The organism is Pseudomonas sp. PDM03, from assembly GCF_014852385.1.
Lineage (GTDB): Bacteria > Pseudomonadota > Gammaproteobacteria > Pseudomonadales > Pseudomonadaceae > Aquipseudomonas > Aquipseudomonas migulae.
Genome location: NZ_JACVBM010000034.1, coordinates 27,000 through 43,439 on the forward strand (window position 1 = coordinate 27,000; position 16,440 = coordinate 43,439).

The window sequence follows — 16,440 nt, forward strand, 5'->3', positions numbered from 1 at the left end:
GTTGAATGACCGACCGCAATCGCCAGCAAGCCGGCTCCTACAGGGGTTGCGTGAATTTTGGGCACAAAAAAAGCACCCCTAAGGGTGCTTCTTTTTCAGCGGCTGACAATCAGCTCATCAATGCGCCTGTTCATTCTGCGTCAGGATCAACTTACCTTCCTTATCCACCGGAATCTGGTTGCCCGGATCACGATCCATCCGCACCTTGCCTTCCTTGCCGTCCAGCGAATAACGAACGTCGTACCCAACAACCTTGTCGCTGATGTCATTCACCGTGTTACAGCGAGTTTGCGTCGTGGTGTAGGTGTCACGCTCCTGCATGCCCTCCTGAACCTTGTTGCCGGCGTAACCACCACCGACCGCGCCCGCAACCGTGGCAATTTTCTTGCCGGTGCCGCCGCCGATCTGGTTACCCAGCAGACCACCTGCCAGCGCACCCACCACCGTACCGGCAATCTGGTGTTGATCTTTCACCGGCGCTTGCCGGGTGACCGCTACATCCTTGCACACTTCACGTGGAGTCTTGATTTGCGTCTTGACCGGCTCAACGGCGAGTACTTGCGCATACTCGGGGCCGTTATTTTTTACCAGGCTGTAGGTGGCCACAGCACCCCCGGCAGTCACACCGACAGCACCCAGTACAGCACCAACCAGCATCGACTTGTTCACATGAACCTCCTGACCATCACATGCGGGATAAACCCGTGCTTCTCCCAGCCTTGGAGCATAAAAAAAGGCGCGAGTTCAACTCGCGCCTTTTTGGACTACATCCCTGGGGAACTGCTCTGGACTAGAGAGTCCTCAAGGACGGTCGTCGACTTCCTTCTCGGTATTCACCGTCGGGATCAGGTCTTCGGAGTTCAGATTCAGCCAGATCAACACCACGTTGGCGATGTAGATCGACGAATAAGTACCGGCCAGAACACCCACCAGCAGTGCCAGGGAGAAGCCATAGAGGTTGTCACCACCGAAGAACAGCAGTGCAGCAATCGCCAACAAGGTGGAAACCGACGTCGCGATAGTCCGCAGCAGGGTTTGCGTGGTCGAGATATTGATGTTCTCGATCAGGCTGGCCTTGCGCAGTACACGGAAGTTCTCACGAACCCGGTCGAATACCACGATGGTGTCGTTGAGCGAGTAACCGATGATCGCCAGTACCGCCGCCAGCACCGTCAGGTCGAAGGTGATCTGGAAGAACGACAGGATACCGATGGTCACGATCACGTCGTGGATCAAGGATACGATCGCACCGACGGCGAATTTCCACTGAAAGCGGAATGCCAGGTAGATCAGGATGCCGCCCAGCGCCATCAGCATGCCGAGGCCGCCCTGGTCGCGCAGCTCTTCACCCACCTGCGGGCCGACGAACTCGACGCGCTTGACCGTCGCCGGGTTATCGCCGCCGACCTTCTGCAACGCCGCTGCCACCTGGTGACCCAACTGCGGGTCTTCACCAGGCATGCGCACCAGCAGATCGGTAGTCGCACCGAAGTTCTGCACGATGGCTTCGTGATAACCGGACGAAACCAGTTGCTCACGCACCTTGGTGACGTCGGCCGGACGCTCGTAGGTCAGCTCGATGAGCGTACCGCCGGTGAAGTCCAGCCCCCAGTTCATGCCCTTGTGGAAGACACTGAAAATGGCCAGCGCAGTAAGGAACAATGTGACGCCGAACGCGAAGTTGCGAACGCCCATGAAGTTGATTGTACGTAACATGGCAGCCCCTTAAATCCACAACTTCTTGAAGTCACGACCGCCGAAGATCAAGTTGACCATCGCGCGGGTGACCATGATGGCCGTGAACATCGAAGTCAAAACCCCGAGGGACATGGTCACTGCGAAGCCTTTGACCGGACCTGTACCCATGGCAAACAGGATCCCGCCCACCAGCAAGGTGGTCAGGTTGGCGTCGAGAATCGCGGTGAATGCGCGACCGAAACCTTCGTTGATTGCCCGTTGTACGGTCATGCCCGCCGCGATCTCTTCACGAATCCGCGAGAAGATCAGTACGTTGGCGTCGACCGCCATACCCATGGTCAATACGATGCCGGCGATACCCGGCAGGGTCAGCGTTGCACCCAGCAGCGACATCAGGGCCAGCAGCAGCACCATGTTCACACCCAGCGCAACGGTGGCGATGATGCCGAAGAAGCGATAGATGGCGATGATGAACAGCGAGACGAACAGCATGCCCCACAGCGATGCATCGATACCTTTGGTGATGTTGTCCGCACCCAGGCTCGGGCCAATGGTGCGTTCTTCAGCGAAGTACATCGGCGCCGCCAGACCACCGGCACGCAACAGCAGCGCCAGTTCGGACGATTCGCCCTGGCCGTTCAGGCCGGTGATGCGGAATTGAGCACCCAGCGGCGACTGAATGGTCGCCAGGCTGATGATCTTCTTCTCTTCCTTGAACGACTGCACCGCCACGTCTTTTTCGACGCCATCAACCACTTGCTTGGTGTAAGTGGTGACCGGACGCTGCTCGATGAAGATCACCGCCATGCTGCGACCGACGTTCGAACGGGTTGCGCGGCTCATCAGCTCACCACCGTGGCCATCCAGACGGATGTTCACTTCTGGCGTGCCGTGCTCGCCGAAGCCAGCCTTGGCGTCAGTTACCTGGTCGCCAGTGATGATCAGGCCACGCTCGATCAGCGCAGGAGGACGATTGCCTTCACGGAATTCGAAGGATTCGGAAGTGGCTTTCGAAGCGCCAGGCTCAGCAGCCAGACGGAACTCAAGGTTGGCCGTCTTGCCGAGGATACGCTTGGCTTCTGCGGTGTCTTGTACGCCCGGCAGCTCAACCACGATGCGGTTGGCGCCCTGACGCTGAACGATCGGTTCGGCAACACCCAGCTCGTTGACGCGGTTACGTACCGTGGTCAAGTTCTGCTTGATGGAGTATTCGCGGATTTCCGCCAGCTTGGCCGGGGTCATCGCCAGACGCAGCACCGCCTGACCATTGAGGTCGGCCGGAACAATGTCGAAATCGTTGAAGTTCTTGCGGATCAGTGCACGGGCCTGTTCGCGGGAAGCTTCATCAGAAAAGCCCAGCTGAATGGCACCGCCCAGTTGCGGCAGGCTGCGATAGCGCAGTTTCTCTTTACGCAACAGGCTCTTTACATCGCCTTCGTACACTTTCAAGCGTGCGTCGAGGGCTTTGTCCATGTCCACTTCGAGCAGGAAGTGCACACCACCGGACAAGTCCAGACCCAGCTTCATCGGGTGCGCGGCCAGGCTGCGCAGCCATTGTGGAGTGGTTTGTGCCAGGTTCAGAGCAACGACGTAGTCATCACCCAATGCCTTGCGCACGACGTCCTTGGCAGGCAACTGGTCTTCAGCCTTGACCAGACGAATCAGACCGCCCTTGCCGTTGGTCGCCAGCGTGGCCGCCTTGACGTTGATCCCGGATTCCTTGAGCGCAGCGCTCACTCGATCCAGATCAGCCTGATTGACCTGCAGCGCAGTGCTTGCACCGCTGACCTGAATGGCCGGGTCATCAGGATATAGATTGGGAGCGGAATAAATCAGACCGATCGCCAGCACCGCCAGGATCAGAATGTATTTCCACAGAGGGTATTTGTTCAGCATCACGCCGCCCGCTTATGACGCGGGGCGCCTTGCGCGCCCCGTCGATTGAGTAGAAGTTGAAACTTAGATCGCTTTCAGCGTGCCTTTTGGCAGCGTGGCGGCAATGGCGCCTTTCTGGAACTTCATTTCGACGGTGTCGGAAACTTCCAGAACCACGAAATCGTCAGCCACTTTAGTGATCTTGCCGGCGATGCCGCCGGTGGTCACAACTTCGTCGCCTTTTTGCAGGCTGCTCAGCAGGTTCTTCTGCTCTTTGGCGCGCTTGGCCTGTGGACGCCAGATCATCAGGTAGAAGATGACCAGGAAACCGACCAGGAAAATCCACTCAAAACCGCCACCCATTGGGCCGGCAGCGGCCGGTGCAGCGGCGTCAGCCATGGCATTCGAGATAAAAAAGCTCATTTAGCACTCCAGTTGCAAATGTTGAATCTTGGGGTCAGAAAACTCAGTCCAAAGGCGGAACAGGTAACCCGCGTTTGGCGTAGAAGGCATCGACAAAGGCGGCCAATGTACCCTGTTGAATAGCCTCGCGCAAACCAGCCATAAGCACTTGATAATGACGCAAGTTATGGATGGTATTGAGCATGCTTCCCAGCATTTCGCCGCACTTGTCCAGGTGATGCAGATAAGCGCGGGAGAAGTTCTGGCAGGTATAGCAATCGCAGGTCGGATCGAGCGGCGAATCATCATGGCGATGGAACGCGTTACGGATCTTCAGCACGCCAGTATCAATGAACAGATGCCCATTGCGGGCATTACGGGTTGGCATCACGCAATCGAACATGTCCACACCGCGGCGCACACCCTCAACCAGATCTTCCGGTTTGCCAACGCCCATAAGGTAACGAGGTTTGTCAGCCGGCATCTGACCCGGCAGGTAATCCAGCACCTTGATCATCTCGTGCTTCGGCTCGCCCACCGACAGACCGCCAATGGCCAGGCCATCAAAACCGATCTTGTCGAGGCCTTCCAGCGAACGCATGCGCAAATCCTGGTGCATGCCGCCCTGAACGATACCGAACAGCGCCGCCGTGTTGTCGCCATGAGCTTCTTTCGAACGCTTGGCCCAGCGCAACGACAGCTCCATGGAAATACGCGCGACGTCTTCGTCAGCCGGGTACGGCGTACATTCGTCGAAAATCATCACGATGTCCGAGCCCAGGTCGCGCTGGACCTGCATCGACTCTTCCGGCCCCATGAACACTTTGGCGCCGTCGACCGGAGAAGCGAAGGTCACGCCCTCCTCCTTGATCTTGCGCATAGCGCCCAGACTGAACACCTGAAAACCGCCGGAGTCTGTAAGAATCGGGCCTTTCCACTGCATGAAATCGTGCAGGTCGCCGTGCTTCTTGATCACTTCGGTGCCAGGACGCAGCCACAAGTGGAAGGTGTTGCCCAGAATGATTTCCGCGCCGGTCGCGGTGATATCCCGCGGCAGCATGCCCTTCACGGTGCCGTACGTGCCCACCGGCATGAAGGCCGGGGTCTCGACGGTACCGCGCGGGAAGGTCAAGCGACCGCGACGAGCCTTGCCGTCAGTAGCAAGCAACTCAAACGACATACGACTTTGGCGACTCATTCTTTGTCCTCAGGGCCACGTGGTGCGGGATTACGGGTGATAAACATCGCATCACCGTAGCTGAAAAAGCGGTATTCATGCTCCACGGCGGCTTTATAAGCGGCCATGGCTTCGGGATAACCGGCGAACGCCGAAACCAGCATCAACAGCGTGGATTCGGGCAAATGAAAGTTGGTGACCAGGGCATCGACCACATGAAACGGCCGGCCCGGGTAGATAAAGATGTCGGTGTCGCCACTGAACGGCTTGAGCACGCCATCGCGCGCGGCACTTTCCAGCGAACGCACGCTGGTGGTCCCCACCGCCACCACGCGACCACCGCGAGCGCGGCACGCCGCAACGGCATCGACCACGTCCTGGCCGACTTCCAGCCATTCGCTGTGCATGTGGTGGTCTTCGATCTTCTCGACCCGCACCGGCTGGAACGTGCCCGCGCCGACGTGCAAGGTCACGAACGCCGTCTCGACGCCCTTGGCCGCAATCGCGTCCATCAGCGGTTGATCGAAATGCAGCCCCGCCGTCGGCGCCGCCACCGCGCCCAGGCGCTCGGCGTACACCGTCTGATAACGCTCGCGGTCCGAGCCTTCATCCGGGCGGTCTATATAAGGAGGCAACGGCATGTGCCCGACGCGGTCGAGCAGCGGCAACACCTCTTCGGCGAACCCCAGTTCGAACAACGCATCGTGACGCGCCAGCATTTCAGCCTCGCCACCGCCGTCGATGAGGATCTTCGAACCCGGCTTCGGCGACTTGCTGGAGCGCACATGGGCCAGCACGCGATGACTGTCGAGCACCCGCTCCACCAGGATTTCCAGCTTGCCGCCGGAAGCCTTCTGGCCAAACAGCCGCGCCGGAATCACCCGGGTATTGTTGAACACCATCAAATCGCCCGGGCGTAAATGCTCAAGCAAATCAGTGAATTGACGATGTGCCAGGGCGCCGCTGACCCCATCGAGGGTCAACAGGCGACTGTTGCGACGCTCGGCCAAAGGGTGGCGAGCAATCAGCGAATCAGGGAGTTCGAAAGTAAAGTCAGCAACGCGCATGATGGGGTTCGTCTAGCAGGGCCCGGAAGTCTAGCCGAAATAGTGAAAATTCTCTATGTACCTGATTGACCGACGGTAATCTCATCTCTATACTTCGCCGCCATTGAGCCCTGATGGCGGAATTGGTAGACGCGGCGGATTCAAAATCCGTTTTCGAAAGGAGTGGGAGTTCGAGTCTCCCTCGGGGCACCATATAGCAGTATCTGAAAGTCTCTACCAGACTCTCAGACCCAGAGAAACCGGCCATTTGAGCCGGTTTTTTTGTATCTGGCTATCTACCTCTGTATCCCCTTATCCGTTGTATCCCTGTATCCCTGCTTGTATCCTGAGAAAAATACCGAACTTTGGGATACAAGGATGAAGCGCGCAGACATTAAGCGCCGCCCTCTCGCAGATACGACACTTGCGGGGCTGGAGCCGGAATCAAAGGAATACCGGGAACTGGACGGAAACGGCCTCTACTTCAGGGTCAAACCTGATGGTGGTAAATCCTGGCAGCTCCGCTACAAACGTCCGGCGGGCAATTGGGCTTGGATGGGGCTCGGGGGCTACCCGGAAGTAAGCGGTGCATTGGCACGGGACAAAGCTGCCGATCTACGCAAAGTAGTGAGTAGCGGTGCCGACCCCCTTGAACAAAAGCGATCCGCGAAAGCTGCTATTGATGCGGCCAAAACCCGAACCTTTCGAGCTGCTGCTGATGCCTGGCTAAAGGCGAAAGAGGAAAAGGGTCTTGCGTCCTCCACCCTCAACAAAATCCGCACCTACCTCGACAAGGACATACTCCCGGCACTGGGAGACAAGCCTCTAGACGAAGTCACGCGCACTGATTGTGCAGAGCTTCAGGCATCCATCGAGGCCCGGGATGCACACAACGTGGCTGAAAAATGTCGCACCTGGATAAATCAGATCTTCGGGCGAGCCATCGGCTTAGGCCTGACTGAAAACGATCCGGGCAGCCGCCTTCGGGATATTGCGGCCCAAGCACCTAAGACTCAGCAGCATCCACATTTGTTGGAGCCTGAACTGGGCGAGTTTCTCCAGGCACTCAAAAACACACCGGCCAGATTGACTGCTCGCACTGCTGCTTGGCTTTGTGTATGGACGGCATCGCGACCCGGCATGGTCCGTTTGGCTGAATGGAAGGAGTTTGACCTTGAGAAAGCCATTTGGACCACGCCTGCCGCCAAGATGAAGATGCGTCGAGATTTTGTCTGCCCACTTCCCCACCAAGCAGTTGCAGCGCTGAAAGAACTGCATTGCTTAACCGGGCGGAGTCGCTGGCTCTGCCCTGGTGTCGGAGCCAAAAATCCAACCATCAGCGAAAATACGATCAATAAGGTCTTCGCCACTATTGGCTATAAAGGCCGCTTAGTTGGACACGGTACTCGGCACACTGCGAGTACGCTGCTTCGAGAACATGGCTGGCCGAAAGAACATGTTGAAGCGCAACTTGCTCACAAAGAGGAAGGTATTTCGGGGATATACAACAAAGCTCAATACCTTGAGCAACGCATTAAAATGATGCAGTGGTATGCAGATCACCTTGATGCGCTAGCCGCTGGAAATGTGGTGCAAAGGAAGTTCGGAAAGGCAGTCTGACAACCATGATCGCCCCCCCTAAAAAATCAGTGTAACGCGTGTTACAGGTGTAACGATTAAATATAAACTATTGATATTATTTAATATTTTAACCGTAACACCTGATCATGAGTCAACGTACACGAAGTGTAACTCGGCTATTACGTGTAACAGCCGTACGAATCTCACCATCGCAACCGCCTTGCTCGATGAGCGCTCTCACGCCTGCGGGCCAGACCTCGTTTGCGAATGCTTAACTGACATACGTCGCTGATTGAGCGCTAAAATCTAGGGCGTGGGATCGCCGATGAGTGAGTGTCCAAACTCTCTCTGGATGAATAATTCACCTCCCTGAACACCATCTCGATCACAGTCAAAAACTGAGCAGAAGCAATTACTGTACTGCCGCGTTCACCCTGTGTTGTACCTGTATTGACTACACATTCACCGGTCTAGAGATAAAGTAGTTTTCTTCGTCTAGATAAATGTATAGATAGATACCCCTGTATCCATACCCAGGGGTTTTCTATGACACACCAGTCCTTCAAATCAGCAAATTCTTTCGAAACCCACTCGCCCCAAGCGACCGACATAAACGCTAGGCGAGCCAGTCACCCTGCCGCTGACCCTTCAGCAATCCTGATTCGTATGCCAGAAGTAATGGCCATCGTTGGACTTGCACGCCCAACGATTTACAAACTGATGCAGCAAGCGGATAGCGAATTCCCACTTCCAGTAAAACTAAGCGGTAGTACAGCTCGCGGAGCTCCTGTCGCCTGGGTTCTTGATGAAGTCCAAAGTTGGGTGCGGGCTCGCATTTCGGCAAGAAACAAGGTGGCAGCATGAAAAGACCACCTCCTTCGCTCTCAAAACTCAGGTCATTTCAGGCATTGCACGAAGTTGGATTTTCCAAAACACGAATCCAACGTTTCGAGCGATTGTGCAGAAAACACGAGCGGCGCGGACGGACTCTAGGCGTATTGAGCTGGACGGATGGAGTTTGGTGCCTGTTGATCATGCATGCAGATCAGTTAGGTGTTGTTGTCTTGGATGAAGCCCAGGCAACAGATGCCTATCACGATGCCCGCCAGATGATTCGCGATGGCTATTCCCCCGTGCTCACCTTGCGTCACGAGCGCGATGCTTGAAATGAAAACGCCCCCGGGAGCGATCCGGAGGCGTTGAGGTCAATCTATATGCACGAACAATTTATGCCGCATCGAAAAAATGCGCAAGATCTCCACACGGTTGCACTTTTGAAACCGGGACGCTACTCTTCGGTCGTCGCTGCAAATTCAGCGACCGGGTTTTGCAGCCCGAACATCGTTAGGCGCATGAGCGCCACCGTTCCGAAAGCTGGCGCTTTTTTCATGCCTGCAACTTCGTTTTATGGTGGCTGTGCGTGGGGCGCTTTCGAGCGCGCCGGGTGCCTAACGTCCCGGTCTGCAAACCTGCGTACAGCCGCCACCCAATCTTGTTTTGCAGCAAGTAGTGGCGGTTCCTCAACGTTAGGAGCCTCACCGCATGAATCATGCCCTCAATCCGTCCAAAAATCGCGCCGCTGCCCATCGTGCAATGGCTCTCGCCGCTCTACACGCCAACTCCAGCCTCGCTACACGTCTCACCCGATACAACGCCCATATGGCCAAAGCCCGCGCGCTCGAAGCCGCAGGCGGTGCCCAATGAACAACGCCCTGAGCTGCTCCCTACCCGAAGATCTGCTCGATGTCAGCAACGATACCGAAGCCGGCGTTCCTATCGACGCGATCACCTGTGCAATTGCTCGCGCCGACTCGGTACTGACATTGCTTGAAGATCACTTCGAAAGCGAAAGCGACAGACCGCGCCTGGCCAACCACATATTGGCGGCCGTTATTTGGGACGTGCGCGGCACACTCGGTTTGATCAAAACCCTGACCTTGCACGGCGATGCCACTTCGATTCCCCGGGCTAAAACCGGGGGTACGCAATGAGCCCTCAGACGAATATAACGACCCAAGGCTTAACCGCTTTTGCTCAGTGCGGCGACTCCACTCAAATGCTGTTCCGCCTCAGTGCCAATGTGCCTTTGACCGACGCGCTCGAACACGCCTCAAATCTGCTGAGCTGCGCGACTCGCATGTCGCTCCTGGCCACCCACGGAGACGGCGCAGAAGACTGCGCGATGGCTGCTCACTACCTCAGCGAAATGAGTAAGGCGGTAATTGACGATGTGACTACAGCCCTCCTGAAATCGGAGGCTGGCCATGTCCAATAAGACGCAACGCCCAAGCTTCGCCGACGTGAAAGCGGCCGCTCTGAACGAGATCTCCCGGGTACTTGCCCATTGGCTGCCCAACGGTAAACGCGTGGACGGCGGCAAGGAATACACCGCTCCCAATCCGACCCGAACCGACAAGCGCGCTGGCTCCCTCAAGGTCAACTTGAGCAAAGGCACCTGGGCGGATTTTGCCACCGGCGACAAAGGTGGCGACCTGATCGATCTGGTGCGCTATCTCGACGGTGGCACCGACGTCGAAGCCTGCAACAAGCTGGCCGATCTGTTGCGCGTTATCGCTGGGACGACTCAATCGAAACCAAGCCCCAACAAAAGCAAAACACCGGAATGGATCGCCATTCAGCCGATCCCGACCGAGGCCATGAACAAGTGCCCGGCCAAACACAGGCAACACGGCGCACCGTCCAAAGTCTGGATGTATCGCGACGCTCAAGGCCAACCGGTCATGGCGCTCTATCGTTTCGATTTGGGCCCGGATGAAGACGGCAAACCGCGCAAGGTGTTTGCACCGTTGACCTGGTGTCAGCGTGCCGACGGTCAAATGAAGCAATGGCGCTGGCAGGGTCTGCCTGAGCCGCGTCCTCTGCTGCGCCTGGATGAATTGGCGCAAAGAGCAGAGGCTCCGGTAATTCTCTGCGAGGGCGAAAAGGCCGCCGACGCTGCGGCGGATCTGCTGCCCGACTACGTGGCCACGTGCTGGCCGAACGGCTCGAACTCCTGGCACAAAGCTGACCTAACGCCGCTCAAAGGTCGCGACCTGCTGTTGTGGCCGGACAACGACGCCAGCGGCAAAGCCTGCATGGACGCCATCGCTGAACATCTGCAACAAATCGGCGCCGCGTCGGTGCGCGTGATCGCCTTGGACGTCTTCAAACACAAGCCCACGCTCAAGAATGACCAACCCACTTTTGCCAAAGGTGGTCAATGGGACGACGGCGACGACGCGGCTGATGCGCAGGCTAAAGGTTGGACGGCGATGCATTTTGCCGAGCTGGAACGCAGCGGGGCGTTGTTCGGTGTGGTGCCGCAGAAAGCGCCGGCCAAACCACCCGAAGCCAACGCCAAGCCAGCATCCAAACGCATCGAAAAACCCAAAAATGATCTGTTGCCCGGCGGCTTCCGCCTCACATCTGAAGGCGTGTTTTATTCCGGTGACGATGGCGAAGCACGCCCGGTGTGCTCGCCGTTGGAGATCCTGGCGCGCACACGAGATGCGCATGGGCATAACTGGGGTTTATTGGTTGAGTTCGATGATCCAGACGGGGCGAAAAAACGCTGGAATATCCCCGCGCGGACCATGACCGGCGACTTCGGCAAGGACGTGCTCGGCCCACTGGTGGACATGGGTTTACGTCTCGCCGGCAGTCGCTCCGGCCGCAATGCCCGCAACGACCTGCAGAGTTACCTCGGTGGCTTCGACAGCGCGCAACGCGCACGACTGGTCACTCGTTTGGGCTGGCATGACAGCGCCTTCTTGCTGCCCGAACAGCAGGTCGGCTCGCACGCCGAACACCTGCACTTCTACGAGGCTGGCGCCCAACTGCCGCCGATCAGCGAAGCCGGCACTCTGAAGCAGTGGCAAGAACAGATCGGCGCCTTGTGCATTGGTAATCATCGCTTGGCGTTTGTGGCCAGCGTAGCGTTTGCCGGTCCGCTGCTGCACCTGCTTGGCCATGAATCGGGCGGTTTTCACCTTTACGGCGACAGCTCGGGCGGCAAGACCACCCACCTGCAAGTGGCCGCCTCAATCTACGGCGGGCCGCGTCTAGTGCGCTCCTGGCGCTCGACCGATAACGCCTTGGAATCCATCGCCGCCGCGCACTCGGACGGGCTCCTAGTACTGGATGAAATCGGCATGTGCGACCCGCGCATCATTGGCGAAACGGTGTACATGCTCGGCAATGGCACCGGGAAGGCTCGCGCCAATGATCGAGGACAAGCAGGCCGACAGGTACAGGAGTGGCGCTTGCTGTTTCTCTCTACCGGCGAGAAGACGTTAGCGCAGCACATGGCCGAAGCGAACAAGGAGCTGAAAGCTGGCATGGAAGTACGCATGCTCGCCGTGCCGGCGGACGCCAGCAAGGGTCTGGGTATGTTCGATGTACTGAATGGCTTTGATGACGCGGCGGCCCTCTCCGATGCTCTCAAAGCTCGGGTGGCCAAGTACTACGGCACGCCGCTCACGGCCTTCCTATCGGCCCTCTGTGAGCCCGGCAAACGGCATGGTTGGTCGGCGATCCTGCGCCGCACCTTGGAGGGATTTATCGCCAAGGCATTGCCCACGTCAGCGAGTGGCCAAGCGCACCGCGCAGCAACCCGTTTCGGTCTGGCGGCCGCTGCCGGCGAACTGGCCACCGCGATGGGGATTACCGGCTGGCCAGACGGCACCGCCACCACCGCCGCTAGGGTCTGCCTGAGTGCCTGGATGAACGAGCGCGGCGGTGCTGGGAACCTCGAAGGGGACGCGATCCTGGCGCGGTTGCGCCAGGTGATCGAACGCTTCGGCGAAAGCCGCTTCACGCGCTGGGAGTCGGCCGCCGCGAAGATCGATGAGCACGGTCCGCGCACCATCGACCGCCTGGGTTTTCGCAAGACGCTGGAGCACGGTCTGGGAGACGCCTTGCACACGACTAACACCTACTACGTGTTGCCCGAGGCATGGCGCTCCGAAGTGTTCAAAGGCATGAACCTCAATGCCGTGAACAAGGAGTTGATACGGCGCGGCGTGCTGGAACCGGGCACCGATGGCAAAGCGTCCAGCTCGATTCGTTTACCGGGTCTCGGCACCCAGCGCTGTTATGTGGTGAAGACCGTGCCGGGTACGGATGAAAGCGAGGCTCGGGCCGCCTGACGGGCAGCCTACTGACCGAGGTAGCGCCGGCTCATTCCGGCCTCGCCAGCCGCTCAACCAATCCACTATCGAATCACTCAGAGACCAGTCAAATGAACGAAATTCAAGAAATGAAGGACCGCCGCGACCAACTGACCAGCGAGATGGAAAGCCTTCGGGCCGCCCTGATTCCCTATGAAGCGGCGCTGGAAAACCCCGAAACGATTGAACAAGGCCAGGAACGCGAAGTCCGCGACCAGTACAACGAGCGAAAAAGAAAGATTGATTCGCTGGATATGGAACTCTATCGACTGAACCCGAAGATCCAACGCCGTGAGAACCTTGCCAACTGCGACGCCCTCATGACGGGCTTCATTGCCGACATGGCGAACTGGGCAGCAGACGAGATCGAGCTTAATGAAAAACGGCAAAGCCTCAGTAATCGCCTGGAGGAAGTGCGTCAGCAGGCGCAGGAGGAAATAGCCAGTGCGCGACAGGCGGAGACCTTGGCAGCCACCGCTTACGCGCAGGCAGTGGCATGGGGCGACGTAGAAGGCGAAAAAGCTGCCAGCAGCGACGCTCAGAAAGCGGCGAAAAACCTCACTACCGCTACGGAACAAAATCGTCGCCAGCAACTGATCATTACCGCCCTGGAGCAGGAACTGGTCACCATTGACAGACACATCACCGAGGCTCAGGAGGAACACCAGAAGATACAGCAAAAAGCCTTGCGTCTTGCCCATGACGCCTTGGAGGAAAGGTGGAATGAAGCGGCACGAGCGCTGCTAGATGTGGGAGGTAAACTTTACGCCGCAGGTCGGCTGATAGGCCGTGACCCGGTGTCCTTAATGAAGCTGGACATCCCCGAGCAAGGTGAAAACTTCGGTAGTTGGAGGTGGAGCGAATTGGCCGACCGTGGCCGCCAGCATGGCATGCGCGATCTGCTTTCGATGTAACTGCCGATTTCCCCGAAACAGCCTGCCCTCGCGGGCTGTTTAAATCACTCCAAGGATCGAAGCCATGAACGCAGTAACACAAAACAGCCCACCTATATCCGAAACGCTCAAAGCGCGAAAAGCCCACCTGACCGCCCTGCTCATGATCGTGGATACCAAAATCGGAAACAGCACAGCGATACAGAAGCTCACCATCACTGCAATCAAGGCAGAGATGGGGTTAATCGAGGATAAGCTAAAAAAACGGTGATGAAGATAAGCGGAAGCTCGCAAAAACTTCCGTTGCATTCAAATTCGAGAGGCAGAATCCGGCCATAAGCGGACCACTCCGCATGGCGGTACATCGATCTAACCGAGCACGCCGAGTACATGGCTCAAATGATCCAGGAAACACTGGCCGTTGAGATGCGCGAGGAAGTGAGGACCCTCAAGGCACACCATGATGCCCGCGAGTCGATCAAAGAGATCATCGAAGGCCCTAACGAAAGCATCGACAGGATCAGCCGTTCGATAAAGACGAATCGTGGCTTGGTCAGCGGCAAGCTAAGGCTGAATTTCCGATTCTCGAGAATTTGGAGCTGGCGGCCGGAGTGATCAAGCTAGTGAACAGGCACTTCCCTAGGAGTGGTGAAGTACCTGTTTCACATTGAATCTTAAGCTTTACTCGCAGTGTTCGGAGTGTTTTTCAGCCCAAGACTCGCATGAATATTGGGATACCTTGCCTCTGATGAACTCCACGTGCTGGTATCCATAGCTTGGAGACAAATCCACTGGGATGTTGCAAAAAACCCCAATAGGGTACAGAGCGTCCAGCTCGCTGGAGGAGTCTCCTTTCCGACAATACTTCCCTAGGTCAGCACGAAATGCGATGCCGTTAATTTTTTTGAATGACGTTGGAGATGTCATCTGAGGGCAATAACAACTATCTCCTTCTGATGCGCCTGCCAGGAAACATGAGCCACCCTTTACCAAGCACACGTTGGCACGTGTAACCGGAGCAAGTGTCTTGCCAATTTGTTTCTGAAGTGATTCAGATATTGGCAGGTCAGCTCCGTTGTAACCACGGGTAATTATGTGCTCTGTGATCGCTCCAAAGTCATCACTTTTGAGAGCCGCAAGCTTTTGTAATGAAGCCAACACCTTTTGATCTGCTGCGGTGTATGGAATGCCCGCTGGAGCCCTTATGGAAGGTGCTTTAGGCTCGGCCCCTTTCCCGTCAAGTTTGAAAGTTTTCAGGTTTTCCTGGTAAGCCTTTTCATTCGCTTTGTTTTCTTCGTCTATAGTCTTCCAGAGGGCCTGTTTTTCAAGGTCAAGCTTTCCTCTCAAAAGCTTCATCTCGTCTTTGTTCTGTTTTTCGTCGAATCTACTAGTACCTACATACTCTGGATCAAGAGCCTCAATCACTTCGATAATTGGAGGCTTTGGAATAAGGAGGTTGACCTTCTCTTTAAGGCGCTCCTTCAATTTATCAAGAAGTACACTCGTGTCCTCAAGCGGTGCATCCCCCTTCTCAAGCTCGTCCTCATAGATCGAGTCACGAACTGCCTGGTCAAAGGCTTTAGTTTCTTCAACTCTCTTAGCCTCAGCAATTTGGGCCGGGGTTTTGACGACAGGCGGAGGTGTTTTTGGCGCCCTTTCGGTGACACAGCCTCCATCTCCGCACTTGGATAGAGGCGTTTTTGGATTTGATATGACTGTTGGGCCTTCTGGCGGGACGTTTTCTACAAGCGTCAAACCACCTTCAATTTCGGTCAGACGCACATAGGCATGTACGGCTGAGGTGTAAAACATCACACCAACGAGCCCAGCTAATACCAATTTCCTTGATCGCCCCATTTCATGGTTCCTTCGCTGAATGTTCTTATGATTTTCGTTCTGACGGCCACACTATAGACGTGCAACGAATCGCTGCTAAGGTGGTCAGCATGTTAATTTGGGAGGCACGACGCCCTTGGTTCTTAATCAGGAGACGATATGGACGATAAGGAATGGCAGCTAGCAGCCAAACGCTCAAATGGGGCAATCGTTTTTGAAGTTCCGCTGCAGCGCCTTCGCAAACTACACAGACCATCGTTTGCACCCCCGCAATCTCTGATTCGCTAAAATCCGCTCTCACACCACCCATTCACTTTCCGCATGGGAAGTTGCCCTGCAGAGCATCAAACAGCACAAACTCTATGGACAAGCCTTCGATGCCACCTTGGTAGTTCTCTTTCGATAGCGGGAGCTGGCGCTCTATTAAGCCGACGATGTCCACGTCTGCGTCGGTTAAGGCGTCCAATGTCGGATCATCAAGCCAGTGAAGGTAGCGGCATTTCTCCGCCTCGCACTGTAAACATAGCAATCGTGAGGCAGCCGCAATTATGAAATGTAGGGTAACTGCCGTCGTTGATTGGCTGGTTTTAGCAGTTTGATCCCCGGCCAGCTGCGATGGAGGCGCAAACGTCAGCTATTGGCCGATTCTGTTGAAAAAGTCGGATTTTCAGATCACCTGAACTCAGGCACGACCACCACTGGAGAACCTACTCACCACATTGAGTGGTTTTTCGGCCCTTCGGTGACCTTTGCTGCTCTGTTAT

16 protein-coding genes and 1 tRNA gene are annotated in these 16,440 nt (G+C 56.5%); 10 read left to right on the forward strand and 7 right to left on the reverse strand.

Annotated features, from left to right (window positions below; genetic code table 11):
- Window positions 1–117: 117 nt before the first annotated feature.
- The 6 genes from IB254_RS28685 to queA all read right to left on the reverse strand — a co-directional run bounded on the left by IB254_RS28685 (window position 118) and on the right by queA (window position 6,219).
- Window positions 118–669, reverse strand: coding sequence for a glycine zipper 2TM domain-containing protein (locus tag IB254_RS28685; RefSeq protein WP_008025488.1), 552 nt, complete (start codon window positions 667–669; stop codon window positions 118–120).
- Window positions 670–801: 132 nt separating this feature from the next.
- Window positions 802–1,716 carry a protein translocase subunit SecF gene (gene secF / locus IB254_RS28690; RefSeq protein WP_192228436.1) on the reverse strand — a complete coding sequence of 305 codons (915 nt, stop codon included), beginning with the start codon at window positions 1,714–1,716 and terminating at the stop codon, window positions 802–804.
- Between the two features lie 9 nt (window positions 1,717–1,725).
- Window positions 1,726–3,594, reverse strand: coding sequence for a protein translocase subunit SecD (gene secD, locus IB254_RS28695; RefSeq protein ID WP_008025484.1), 1,869 nt, complete (start codon window positions 3,592–3,594; stop codon window positions 1,726–1,728).
- Window positions 3,595–3,657: 63 nt separating this feature from the next.
- Window positions 3,658–3,996: a preprotein translocase subunit YajC gene (yajC, locus tag IB254_RS28700; RefSeq protein WP_007916913.1), complete on the reverse strand. Its 339-nt coding sequence runs from the start codon at window positions 3,994–3,996 to the stop codon at window positions 3,658–3,660.
- Between the two features lie 43 nt (window positions 3,997–4,039).
- Window positions 4,040–5,155: a tRNA guanosine(34) transglycosylase Tgt gene (gene tgt / locus IB254_RS28705; RefSeq protein ID WP_162130724.1), complete on the reverse strand. Its 1,116-nt coding sequence runs from the start codon at window positions 5,153–5,155 to the stop codon at window positions 4,040–4,042.
- A gap of 14 nt (window positions 5,156–5,169) precedes the next feature.
- A complete protein-coding gene (queA, locus tag IB254_RS28710) occupies window positions 5,170–6,219 on the reverse strand; it encodes a tRNA preQ1(34) S-adenosylmethionine ribosyltransferase-isomerase QueA (protein WP_192420785.1) in 1,050 nt (349 codons plus the stop codon).
- A 107-nt stretch (window positions 6,220–6,326) separates the two neighbouring features.
- On the opposite strand from queA, the gene IB254_RS28715 reads away from it, so the two are divergent.
- The 10 genes from IB254_RS28715 (at window position 6,327) to IB254_RS28760 (ending at window position 14,455) form a co-directional block, all read left to right on the forward strand.
- A tRNA-Leu gene (locus IB254_RS28715) sits at window positions 6,327–6,411 on the forward strand.
- 165 nt (window positions 6,412–6,576) lie between these two features.
- Window positions 6,577–7,818 carry a tyrosine-type recombinase/integrase gene (locus IB254_RS28720; RefSeq protein WP_192420787.1) on the forward strand — a complete coding sequence of 414 codons (1,242 nt, stop codon included), beginning with the start codon at window positions 6,577–6,579 and terminating at the stop codon, window positions 7,816–7,818.
- A gap of 627 nt (window positions 7,819–8,445) precedes the next feature.
- Window positions 8,446–8,643: a helix-turn-helix transcriptional regulator gene (locus IB254_RS29620; protein WP_225602539.1), complete on the forward strand. Its 198-nt coding sequence runs from the start codon at window positions 8,446–8,448 to the stop codon at window positions 8,641–8,643.
- Window positions 8,640–8,945, forward strand: coding sequence for a hypothetical protein (locus IB254_RS28730; protein WP_192420790.1), 306 nt, complete (start codon window positions 8,640–8,642; stop codon window positions 8,943–8,945). Before IB254_RS29620 ends, IB254_RS28730 begins: the two co-directional genes overlap by 4 nt.
- A gap of 534 nt (window positions 8,946–9,479) precedes the next feature.
- Complete coding sequence (locus tag IB254_RS28735; RefSeq protein WP_192420793.1) at window positions 9,480–9,770, forward strand: hypothetical protein; 291 nt, start codon at window positions 9,480–9,482, stop codon at window positions 9,768–9,770.
- Window positions 9,767–10,054: a DUF3077 domain-containing protein gene (locus tag IB254_RS28740; RefSeq protein WP_192420795.1), complete on the forward strand. Its 288-nt coding sequence runs from the start codon at window positions 9,767–9,769 to the stop codon at window positions 10,052–10,054. Before IB254_RS28735 ends, IB254_RS28740 begins: the two co-directional genes overlap by 4 nt.
- The gene (locus tag IB254_RS28745) at window positions 10,044–12,926 is read left to right on the forward strand and encodes a DUF927 domain-containing protein (RefSeq protein ID WP_192420797.1); all 2,883 of its coding nucleotides are present in this window, start codon (window positions 10,044–10,046) and stop codon (window positions 12,924–12,926) included. Before IB254_RS28740 ends, IB254_RS28745 begins: the two co-directional genes overlap by 11 nt.
- Before the next feature lie 92 nt (window positions 12,927–13,018).
- The gene (locus tag IB254_RS28750) at window positions 13,019–13,861 is read left to right on the forward strand and encodes a chromosome segregation protein SMC (protein ID WP_192420799.1); all 843 of its coding nucleotides are present in this window, start codon (window positions 13,019–13,021) and stop codon (window positions 13,859–13,861) included.
- 64 nt (window positions 13,862–13,925) lie between these two features.
- On the forward strand, window positions 13,926–14,111 hold the full coding sequence (locus IB254_RS28755; RefSeq protein ID WP_192420801.1) for a hypothetical protein: 186 nt from the start codon (window positions 13,926–13,928) through the stop codon (window positions 14,109–14,111).
- A gap of 119 nt (window positions 14,112–14,230) precedes the next feature.
- The gene (locus tag IB254_RS28760; protein ID WP_192420803.1) at window positions 14,231–14,455 is read left to right on the forward strand and encodes a hypothetical protein; all 225 of its coding nucleotides are present in this window, start codon (window positions 14,231–14,233) and stop codon (window positions 14,453–14,455) included.
- A 66-nt stretch (window positions 14,456–14,521) separates the two neighbouring features.
- On the opposite strand, the gene IB254_RS28765 is transcribed toward IB254_RS28760, so the two are convergent.
- Window positions 14,522–15,697, reverse strand: a complete 1,176-nt coding sequence (locus IB254_RS28765) for a hypothetical protein (RefSeq protein ID WP_192420805.1) — start codon at window positions 15,695–15,697, stop codon at window positions 14,522–14,524.
- Between the last annotated feature and the right edge of the window lie 743 nt (window positions 15,698–16,440).

Coding starts and splice junctions, on each gene's coding strand:
- secF (WP_192228436.1), bottom strand. CDS start 1,716: ATGTTACGTACAATCAACTTCATGGGCGTTCGCAACTTCGCGTTCGGC.
- secD (WP_008025484.1), bottom strand. CDS start 3,594: ATGCTGAACAAATACCCTCTGTGGAAATACATTCTGATCCTGGCGGTG.
- yajC (WP_007916913.1), bottom strand. CDS start 3,996: ATGAGCTTTTTTATCTCGAATGCCATGGCTGACGCCGCTGCACCGGCC.
- tgt (WP_162130724.1), bottom strand. CDS start 5,155: ATGTCGTTTGAGTTGCTTGCTACTGACGGCAAGGCTCGTCGCGGTCGC.
- queA (WP_192420785.1), bottom strand. CDS start 6,219: ATGCGCGTTGCTGACTTTACTTTCGAACTCCCTGATTCGCTGATTGCT.
- IB254_RS28720 (WP_192420787.1), top strand. CDS start 6,577: ATGAAGCGCGCAGACATTAAGCGCCGCCCTCTCGCAGATACGACACTT.
- IB254_RS29620 (WP_225602539.1), top strand. CDS start 8,446: ATGCCAGAAGTAATGGCCATCGTTGGACTTGCACGCCCAACGATTTAC.
- IB254_RS28730 (WP_192420790.1), top strand. CDS start 8,640: ATGAAAAGACCACCTCCTTCGCTCTCAAAACTCAGGTCATTTCAGGCA.
- IB254_RS28735 (WP_192420793.1), top strand. CDS start 9,480: ATGAACAACGCCCTGAGCTGCTCCCTACCCGAAGATCTGCTCGATGTC.
- IB254_RS28740 (WP_192420795.1), top strand. CDS start 9,767: ATGAGCCCTCAGACGAATATAACGACCCAAGGCTTAACCGCTTTTGCT.
- IB254_RS28745 (WP_192420797.1), top strand. CDS start 10,044: ATGTCCAATAAGACGCAACGCCCAAGCTTCGCCGACGTGAAAGCGGCC.
- IB254_RS28750 (WP_192420799.1), top strand. CDS start 13,019: ATGAACGAAATTCAAGAAATGAAGGACCGCCGCGACCAACTGACCAGC.
- IB254_RS28755 (WP_192420801.1), top strand. CDS start 13,926: ATGAACGCAGTAACACAAAACAGCCCACCTATATCCGAAACGCTCAAA.
- IB254_RS28760 (WP_192420803.1), top strand. CDS start 14,231: ATGGCTCAAATGATCCAGGAAACACTGGCCGTTGAGATGCGCGAGGAA.
- IB254_RS28765 (WP_192420805.1), bottom strand. CDS start 15,697: ATGGGGCGATCAAGGAAATTGGTATTAGCTGGGCTCGTTGGTGTGATG.